The organism is uncultured Caballeronia sp., from assembly GCF_964243625.1.
Classification (GTDB): Bacteria; Pseudomonadota; Gammaproteobacteria; order Burkholderiales; family Burkholderiaceae; genus Caballeronia.
Map to the genome: position 1 here is coordinate 1 of NZ_CAXTGZ010000227.1, position 8,861 is coordinate 8,861.

Consider the following 8,861-nt stretch of genomic DNA (forward strand, 5'->3'; position numbering starts at 1 on the left):
AACGTCCGCTGGCCGTCGAGTTGTCAGCGATAGGGTGCTGGTCACCATAACCCTGTGCCGTCAAAGCGTCGGCGGAAACACCGTGCTTGACCAGGAAGGCGCGCACAGCTTCAGCACGTTTCTTCGAAAGCGTCAGGTTCGAGCTAGCCAGGCCGACGTTGTCCGAGTAACCGCCGATGTTCAGCTTGACCGTCTTGCCGGTGTCCTGGCACGACTTCAACATCTCAGCCGACTTCGCCAGCGCCAGTTGTGCGTCTTGCGGCGGCACGTCCGAACCGGTACGGAAGTTGATGACTTGCAGGTTCAGCACCTTGGCGACATCGGCCGGGGCGCAATCGTCCTTCAGCGACGAGAACGCGCTCATGAACGATTCCTTCGCGTTTTCAACCGCTTGCTTGACGTCGAACGTACCAATGGTGAAGCCCGCGCCGAACAGCGACTTGAGCTTGTCCATCCAGCCGTTGCGTGCGTCCGCAGCCGTACCGCTCAACTCGATCTTCTCGCCCGACAACTTGGCTTCCGCGCCCGGCAATTGCATCAGCGGCAACAGGCCGTCGAGCTTGTCGAGCCAGCTGGCCGGCTTGGTTTCCGGATCGACCGTGATGGTCGCGTTCAGATGATCCGCGCCGAACTTTGCCGTCAATGCGGCGAGCAGCTTGGCCTTCTCTTCTTCGCTGCCAACCGTCGCAGCAATGGCCGGTGCGCCGAGCTTGTCGACCGTGAACGTCAGCAGCGCGTCCTTCGTCGGTACCGGAGCAGCGACAGCCGCAGGGGCCGAAGCGGGTTCCGGAGCCGGCTGGGCGGCGACTGCCGGGGTCGAGTTGACTACGGGCGCTTCGGCCGGTGCGGTTGCCATCGGCTGCTGGGTCGTGCAGCTACGGCCAAACAGCAACGCCAGCAATGCAAGGGCGGCCGCGAGTGCCAGCCACCACCATTTCTTCGATGCTGCCTTCTCTTCCACCACGATCTTCTCAAGCGATGAATTCACCACCGACGGCGAACCGCCTGCAGTAGAAGGATGTTCCAGATGCGACGATACCGCCTTCAACTGCGCCGCCACGCCTGTCAGGAAGGTGCCCGCGCCGCCCAGACCCAGTGCGGTGGAGATGTCTTCCGACATGCTTGCCTTGACCATGGGCAATTGATGGCCGAGCAGCGTGGGCAACTGGCCGACGTTGCCGCCGGACCGTGTGAAGTAGTGTTTCAGCACGCCGAACATGGCGGTCGTGACAATCCCGCCCAGCGCGTGCGTAGCGCCCACGGACACGCCGGTTTTCGCAGCGACTGCGTTGCTCAATCCGTTGATGCGATCTTCGGACGCTACGCTCGTGGCGAGCCGCGTTCCCGACGCCAGCAGCGATTGCAGGCCGTCGCCATGCACGAGTTGCGGCAGCATGTCCACGATGTTCGCGTTCGAATCCGATGACATGATGGATGCGAACAAACCACGCGCGCCTTCCGGCGACGACGCCTTGTTCATAAGCGAACCGACCATTGCCGGCGCAATCATGCCGACTACGCGCTTTGCTGCTTCCGGTGCAACGCCCAGTTTCGTGGCGAGTTGCTGCAACACGCTTTCGGTCAAAGCGCCCTGTACTAGCTGAATAACATTGATGCTCATTTGATATGCCTTTCCTTACCTGCGTGATGTCGCCAAACGCCCAAAATGGGATTGGCGATTATAGGTTCGGGTTTTAAAGAGATAAGGACTTCCTAATAAAATCGGAAATACCTCAAGGCAGACGGTTTAAGACGGTTCTCAGGAATTCTTGGTTTGAGCGCGTCGATCCGGCGCGTGGCTTTTAGGAGCAGAATATTCGCTTCGACGGAGGTAACCGATGACCCCATCCACCTGCGGCCAGACCCACGAAATCACGAACCAGGCGCCGCCGCTCGAGCGCTACAACGCGATGACCACGGACGCGGCGCTGGTTGCCGCGCTGCAACGCGAAGGCGCGGGCTGGCATCTCGATGCACTCACACGCGACGGCTTGGCACTGACCCAGCCGGACGTCCTTGCCCTTGCTGATCTGGCCAACCGGCATACCCCCGAACATCATCCATTCAGTGCACGCGGCGAGCGGATCGATGCGATCGAGTTTCATCCCGCGTGGCATACGCTGCTTTCTATGTTGCGTGAACAAGGCCTTCACGCAATGCCGTTCGAGTCCGGTACTTTGGCCAAGCCGCGGCCCGGTTCCATGGCTGCGCGCGCCGCCGGATATTTTCTCCACGCGCAACTCGAAAGCGGATCGTTGTGTCCACTGACCATGACGTTCGCGAGCATCCCGGTGCTGCAAAAGGAACCCGCGCTCTACGCGCGCCTGCAGGCGCAATTGCTTTCGCGCAAGCACGATCCACGCGATATCCCGCTCGATGCCGGCAAACAATCGATGATGATCGGCATGGGCATGACCGAAAAACAAGGCGGCTCGGACGTGCGCAGCAACCGGACGCACGCGGTGGCGCTCGGCGCGGGCGGGCGAGGCGCTGAATATTGGCTGGTCGGGCATAAATGGTTTTTCTCCGCGCCGCAATGCGACGCGCATCTCGTGCTCGCCAGGACCGGCGAAAGCGCCGATGAAAAAGGCTCGATTTCGTGCTTTTACGTACCGCGCTTCACGCCGGACGGTTCCAGGAACGCGGTGCAGATTCAACAACTCAAGGACAAGCTCGGCAACCGCTCGAACGTCAGCAGCGAAGTGGAATTCCTCGACGCCTATGGCGTGATGATCGGCGACGAAGGACGCGGGGTGCCGACGATCATCGAGATGGCGAACTTCACGCGGCTCGATTGCGTGATCGGCAGCGCGGCGTTGATGCGCGCCGCGCTGATCCACGCGATTCACCACGCGCGGTATAGGAGCGCGTTTGGCGCAAAGCTTGCCGATCAACCGCTGATGCGCAACGTGCTCGCCGATCTCGCACTGGAATCGGAAGCCGCGACCACGCTGTTCATGCGGCTCGCGGGCGCGTTTGAAAATTCATCGGCGCCGGAGGAGCGCGCGTGGCGGCGCATCGTGACGCCGGCCGCGAAGTTCTGGGTCTGCAAGCGCGCGCTCGAATTCACCGGCGAAGCAATGGAGGTCTGGGGCGGCAACGGGTATGTGGAGACGGGACCGATGGCGCGGTTTTATCGGGAAGCGCCGGTGAATTCGATCTGGGAAGGCTCGGGCAACGTGATGTGTCTCGACGTGCTGCGGGCGATCGAGCGTGAACCCGAAGCCGCGCACGCGTTATTCGATTCGTGGCGCGCGGCGGCGCAAGAATATCCGGCGTTGCGCGACGCGTTGAAAACCCTGCTCGGGATGCTTCAGGGCGAGCCGGCTGCGCGCGAGGCGTCGGCGCGGCGGATCGCGCAGCAACTCGTGCTGACGGCGCAGGGTGTGTTGCTCGCGCAGCACGCGCCGCAGGAAATATCGGCGGCTTTTATCGAAACCCGTCTCGGCGATGCACAACGCACCACGAATCGCGTCTACGGCACGTTGCCGGCGCGCTTTGATTTCGCGGCGGTCATCGAGCGGGCGTTTGCCGCCTAGCACTCAGGACAGCAGGCCTATCCCTTCGGCTTTCCGGCGGCCGGCGCGACTTGCGGCGCCGGTCCTTCCTCAATGCCGTTTTCCAGCCTGTAGAGCCATGCCAGCAGTTCCGCCACCGCCTGATACAACGCGGGCGGGATGCGGGCATCGAGATCGACCTGCATCAGCAGCGACACCATGTCCGGCGATTCGTGCACGTACAAACCGGCGTCCTTCGCGCGCTGCACGATCATTTCGGCGACGAGGCCATAACCCTTCGCGACCACGCGGGGCGCGGCGTCGGGTTTTTTCGTGTCGTAGGTGAGCGCGGTGGCTTGCTTGCGCGGATCGTTTCCGGGCGTCACGTTGCGGTCTCCACGCCGTCGCCCGGCGGGACGACGCCGGCCGATTCGGCGAGCGGGTCCATCGCGCGGACGGTGATGCCGGCGAGCTGCAGGCCGGCGGCTTCGAGTTGCTGCTGGAAATGCGCGCCGTCGCGGGCAAGCAGGATCGCGCCGTCCGCGCTGGCGTTGAGTCGCACAAGCAGCTTCTGCCCGGTGAGCACGAGGTTCGCATCCACGTTGCCGAGCGTCGGCAACGTCAGCGTGACGCGCGTGTGCCAGGCGCGGTCATCGCCGAGGGGCACATTTGCAGCGCCATCCTGTGGGCCGCGCTCACGCGGCTGGATTTCCCACTCGAACTTCGCGCCAGGCCAGGCTTCGCCGGACCAGCGGAACTGGTTGGTCGCAAACAGATCGAGCTGCTGGCGCACGAGCGGAATGGTCGATGGATGGATGCCCGCGTTGATCGACGCCTGCACAGCCGGATCATGCGTATTTGCATCGGCGGCGGACGCGGAATCGGCGGCCAATCTTGATCCCGGCGGCGAAAACACATTCGGCGGCACTGCGCGTACCGACGCCGCCAGCGCCGCGGCCTGCTGCGGCGTGAGCGGCATCGGGACGAGGCGCACGGGGTTCATCGGATCGGGCGGATCGGCGGAAAAAGTGGACGGCAGGAGGGATTCATCGATCCAGACGTCTGCCGGAATATCCGTTTGCGGTTGCGGTACGTCGAACGGGAGCTTCGCCGTCACGTTGTCCGCACGCGCTTGCGGTTCATTGTTCAGCGACGCCAGCGAACGTTGTCCTGCAAGCCACTGCACGATATGACTTTCGTAGAACAGCCCGCTTTCGCTCACGGTTTTTGCCAGCACAGACGCCAGCACGTCAACCGGCAGGGCCGGCGCGACTTGATTGACCGCGGTCGTAGAAGAAGCGGTGGTTGTCTCCGGCGTGGAGAACAACGACCCGGACAAGGTGGCAAACGCGCTCGCGGCGAGAACCGGCCGGGGCGCGGTCGGCCATAAGGGCGTATCGCTTGTGATGGGCGGCGTGTTCTGACCGCCGAAACGGGAAATGGCGTCCAGCGTGCGCGCAACTTCGCTGAGCGCGGTCTGCGCGGAAGCCGGCGGCGGCGTATTGGCTGCGTTTGCCGGAAGGGGAACGGCGAACGGCGGGGTATCGACGAGAAGTTGCGACGTGCCGGTTTGCGCAGTCGCCCCCGAGCTCGATCCGCCCTGCGGAAGCAGCGCCGATAACAGCATGTCAGTGCGGCTGGCGATTAGCGCAGCGATCGCGGAGTCCAGACCAGGCATGCCGGTTTCCTCGGGTCACCGGTCAGCGCGATCGACACTCGGATCAGTCCGCCACCGGTTTTCGGCGGGCTGCAAACACGTGACCTGCAAAAACGTGTTTATCGCAGCCCGATCATCTTTTTCAAAACTCGCGCGGGTCTGTTCACTGTGAACAGCGCCGATAAACGCGCAAGGCTGGGTGCGCTCAGGTCGCGAATGGCGGCGTCGTCCGCGAGAATCCGGCGCACCAGCTCGAACTTGCGGGCGCGGGCGGTATCGTCGAGCTGGGATGCGGCATCGACTTCCCGCAAGCCGTCGATCAACTCGCGATATGCCCCCTGCATGATCTTCAACTCACTCCAGTCTCCACAGCGCGCCGCGGCCAGCATGCGCGCAGAAAGTTCAGCAATCGCTTCGTAATGAGAGAAATATTCTTGTGTCGTTTTCATTATGTGCGGACATATTTCGCAATGTCACGCCGCAGCCATTCTTGCTGCGTCGGGCGCAATTGCGATCCAGGCGTCTTCCAGAGTCGCCAACAAGCCATCGACTTCCACCAGCATCGGTTCGCTTTGCTGCACGTTCGCGGTCAACAGCCGATGCGACATATACGTATACAGCGCGTCCAGCCGCGCCGCGATTTCCCCGCCGGCGTCCTTGTTCAGGGCCTGCTGCAAACCGCTTTCGATAATGCCGATCGCCTTCGTGATCGCTTCGCCGCGCGCCGCGATGTTGCCTTGCTGCAAGTGCATTCGTGCCTGAGCCACAGCCTGGCGCGCGCCCTGATACAGCATGACGACGAGTCTGTGCGGACTGGCGCCCATTACTCCGGTTTGCACGCCGACGCGTGCGTACGCGTTGGCTCCCGCATGTCCCTGGGAAAACATCCGACTTTCTCCTGATTCGATTTCCGCACGCTCGATCGCGAAAACCGTAATGAACCGATGCCGGCATTACGATCAAGACCTTCGATTCGTCTGACTGTTTGCCGAGCTGTACTTGGGTTATCGGAGAAAGCGGCGAAAGCTTTAGGAAGGCTTTGCGTCACAACGGGTTCCGGAAAGTGCAATGGCCGCGAGCAAGCGTCCAGATGCCGATGGCGCGGTTATCCATGAAGCGGGCTGCGCGCCCCGGCTCAGACGGAAATATTCATGATGTCGTTGTACGCGGACACCAGCTTGTTGCGCACCTGCAGGCCGAACTGCAAGCCCACGTTGGCTTTCTGCATGTCGACCATGACGTCGTTGAGCGATACGTTCGGCGCACCGATTTCGAACGCGTGCGCTTCGCTCATGGCGCTTTTCTGCGAGCTGCTGATGTTATCGATGGACGATTTCAGCGCATCCGCAAAACTTCCCGCGCTCGCCGCCCCCGATTCAGGCACGACAGCGCCGCCCGCAACATTGCCCGCGCCCCCGGCGGCCTGCGTGGCCATGGACTGGAGTTGCTGGAGCGCCGAACTCAGCGGGCTGATGGATGCATTCATGGTGTCTCCAGAAGGAAGCGGAAATCAAACTCTCAAAAATAAGGTAACCGGCGGCAACGTATGGTGGGCGGTGCTGCTGGGACATATCGAACCGGGGCCTGTCCCGGGCCTGAGGCTGGCGTCTGCGCCGGAGCCTGGGCGGTTCGCCATACGGCCTGACCGATTACGAAAAAGTCTAGCAGCGGCGTGGTTTTGCAAAGCCGGGAAAGAGCGCCAAAAGCGGCTTCTGTTCGCTCAATCGACTTACTCGCCCTTACGGATAATTCCTCTCATGAAAGAGTCTGCGACTGCGCCCGGCTTTAACCGGACACTTCGCGGAAAACGCAAGATTCGGAGAGCTTCGACGCATGGATTCCACCAATAACCTGATCAACCCGGACGCCCGCATGGGTCTGGCCGGCGCGCAGCCGGCGGCCGGATCGATCGCGGCAGGTTCGGGCGGCGCGGGATTTGCCGGCAGTTCGGACTTCAGCGGCAACCTCGGCGGCCGCATGCCGATGCTCAACCAGTTCCGCAACAACCCGCGCATGCCGTTGATCATCGCCGTGGCGGTGCTCGCCATGGTGATCGCCGGACTGGTGATGTGGTCGCGCCAGCCGGACTACCGGGTGCTGTTCAGCAACCTGTCGGATCGTGACGGCGGAGCGATCGTCGCCGCGCTGCAGCAAGGGAACATCCCCTACAAGATCGCCGAATCGGGCGGCGCGATCCTCGTGCCGAGCGAAGCCGTGCACGAAACGCGGTTGCGGCTGGCATCGCAGGGATTGCCGAAGAACGGCTCGGTCGGCTTTGAATTGATGGACAACCAGAAGTTCGGCATCAGCCAGTTCGCCGAGCAGGTCAACTATCAGCGGGCGCTCGAAGGCGAGCTGGAAAAGACCATCGCGTCGATATCGTCGGTTCGCGAAGCCCGGGTGCACCTCGCGATTCCGAAGCCGACCGTGTTCGTGCGCGAAAAGGAATTGCCGACCGCGTCCGTCATGTTGAACCTGTATCCCGGCCGCGCGCTCGACGAAGCGCAAACCCTCGCTATCCAGCACATGGTCAGCTCGGGCGTGGCGGACATGCCGGTGAAGAATGTGACCATCGTCGACCAGGATGGCAACCTCCTGACGCAGCAAAGCAGCGGGCCGAACGGGCTGGACGCCTCGCAACTCAAGTACGTCCAGCAGATCGAGCGCAATACGCAATCGCGTATCGATGCAATCCTGGCGCCGCTGTTCGGTGCAGGCAACGCCCATTCGCAGGTGAGCGCGGATATCGACTTTTCGAAGCTCGAGCAGACCGCCGAAAGCTACGGTCCGAACGCGAATCCGCAGAACACGGCGATCCGCAGCCAGCAATCGAGCGAATCCAAGGACGGCGGCGGCGCGAGCGTTGGCGGCGTGCCGGGCGCATTGTCGAACCAGCCGCCGGCAGCGGCGTCGGCGCCTGTCGACGCAGCCGCGAGCGGCGCCGACGGCGCAAAGACGCAGCCGGTGAACGTGCGCAAGGACACCACGACCAATTACGAAGTCGACCGGACGGTGCGCCACTACGAGCAGCCGATGGGCGGCATCAAGCGCCTCTCGGTCGCCGTGGTCGTGAACTACCAGAAGCAAGTGGACGCGAAAGGCATCGTCACGATGCAACCGCTGCCCGCCGACAAGCTCGCGCAAGTCCAGCAACTCGTGAAGGACGCGATGGGCTACGACGAAAAACGCGGCGACTCGGTCAACGTGGTGAACAGCACGTTCCTGGTCGATACGAACGTGATCCCCGACATCCCCTGGTGGCGCACGCCGGACATGATCGCCCGCGGCATCCAGTTGGCGAAGTACGCGGGTATCGGGCTGGTGGCGATGTTCCTGTATTTCACGATGGTGAAGCCGGCGCTGCGCCGCGCCTTCCCGCCGCCGCCCCCGCCGCCCGCACTCGGCGCGCCGGATGAACTGTCGCTGCTCGATGGTCCGTCCATGCCGAAGTCCGCAGTAGATGAAGACAAGGATGCCGAAGTCAGCTTGCTCGGCAACGAAAGCAACAAGGCCAAGTTCGAACGCAATCTCGACTACGCGCGGATGATCGCGCGCCAGGATCCGAGAATCGTCGCGACGGTCGTCAAGAACTGGGTGTCCGATGAACGCTGAAGGCCTCAATAAAGCTGCGCTCCTGCTGATGTCGATTGGTGAATCGGAAGCGGCGGAAGTGTTCAAGTACCTCGGACCACGCGAGGTGCAGAAGA

At 62.6% G+C, this 8,861-nt stretch carries 8 protein-coding genes and 1 pseudogene; 3 read left to right on the top strand and 6 right to left on the bottom strand.

Features of this window, described 5'->3' with window-relative positions; all coding sequences use genetic code 11:
• Positions 1-1,621: OmpA family protein (locus ACFFAR_RS16520; protein ID WP_174363324.1), on the bottom strand; the 1,621-nt coding region annotated here is incomplete at its 3' end.
• 217 nt (positions 1,622-1,838) lie between these two features.
• Between ACFFAR_RS16520 and ACFFAR_RS16525 the strand changes: the two genes are divergently transcribed.
• A complete protein-coding gene (locus tag ACFFAR_RS16525; RefSeq protein ID WP_375508144.1) occupies positions 1,839-3,539 on the top strand; it encodes an isovaleryl-CoA dehydrogenase in 1,701 nt (566 codons plus the stop codon).
• Between the two features lie 17 nt (positions 3,540-3,556).
• Here ACFFAR_RS16525 and ACFFAR_RS16530 read toward each other — a convergent pair whose 3' ends face one another.
• The 5 genes from ACFFAR_RS16530 to fliE form a co-directional block, all read right to left on the bottom strand.
• Entirely contained in the window at positions 3,557-3,883 is a 327-nt protein-coding gene (locus tag ACFFAR_RS16530; protein ID WP_174363322.1) for an EscU/YscU/HrcU family type III secretion system export apparatus switch protein, read from the bottom strand.
• On the bottom strand, positions 3,880-5,175 hold the full coding sequence (locus ACFFAR_RS16535; protein WP_174363321.1) for a flagellar hook-length control protein FliK: 1,296 nt from the start codon (positions 5,173-5,175) through the stop codon (positions 3,880-3,882). The genes ACFFAR_RS16530 and ACFFAR_RS16535 overlap by 4 nt, the downstream gene beginning before the upstream one ends.
• A gap of 98 nt (positions 5,176-5,273) precedes the next feature.
• Positions 5,274-5,603, bottom strand: coding sequence for a flagellar protein FliT (locus ACFFAR_RS16540; protein WP_062000618.1), 330 nt, complete (start codon positions 5,601-5,603; stop codon positions 5,274-5,276).
• A 24-nt stretch (positions 5,604-5,627) separates the two neighbouring features.
• The gene (fliS, locus tag ACFFAR_RS16545; protein ID WP_062000619.1) at positions 5,628-6,041 is read right to left on the bottom strand and encodes a flagellar export chaperone FliS; all 414 of its coding nucleotides are present in this window, start codon (positions 6,039-6,041) and stop codon (positions 5,628-5,630) included.
• Between the two features lie 248 nt (positions 6,042-6,289).
• Positions 6,290-6,640 carry a flagellar hook-basal body complex protein FliE gene (gene fliE, locus ACFFAR_RS16550; RefSeq protein WP_062168347.1) on the bottom strand — a complete coding sequence of 117 codons (351 nt, stop codon included), beginning with the start codon at positions 6,638-6,640 and terminating at the stop codon, positions 6,290-6,292.
• Positions 6,641-6,987: 347 nt separating this feature from the next.
• Between fliE and fliF the strand changes: the two genes are divergently transcribed.
• Positions 6,988-8,766, top strand: a complete 1,779-nt coding sequence (gene fliF / locus ACFFAR_RS16555; RefSeq protein WP_062000621.1) for a flagellar basal-body MS-ring/collar protein FliF — start codon at positions 6,988-6,990, stop codon at positions 8,764-8,766.
• Positions 8,756-8,861 (top strand): annotated as a pseudogene (fliG, locus tag ACFFAR_RS16560) (flagellar motor switch protein FliG); the annotation flags it as partial. The gene fliF and the pseudogene fliG, both read left to right, overlap by 11 nt.

What these genes read in the sequence shown, in the direction of transcription:
- fliS (WP_062000619.1), bottom strand. Translation starts at nt 6,041, where the DNA reads ATGTTTTCCCAGGGACATGCGGGAGCCAACGCGTACGCACGCGTCGGC.
- ACFFAR_RS16535 (WP_174363321.1), bottom strand. Translation starts at nt 5,175, where the DNA reads ATGCCTGGTCTGGACTCCGCGATCGCTGCGCTAATCGCCAGCCGCACT.
- fliE (WP_062168347.1), bottom strand. Translation starts at nt 6,640, where the DNA reads ATGAATGCATCCATCAGCCCGCTGAGTTCGGCGCTCCAGCAACTCCAG.
- fliF (WP_062000621.1), top strand. Translation starts at nt 6,988, where the DNA reads ATGGATTCCACCAATAACCTGATCAACCCGGACGCCCGCATGGGTCTG.
- ACFFAR_RS16540 (WP_062000618.1), bottom strand. Translation starts at nt 5,603, where the DNA reads ATGAAAACGACACAAGAATATTTCTCTCATTACGAAGCGATTGCTGAA.
- ACFFAR_RS16525 (WP_375508144.1), top strand. Translation starts at nt 1,839, where the DNA reads ATGACCCCATCCACCTGCGGCCAGACCCACGAAATCACGAACCAGGCG.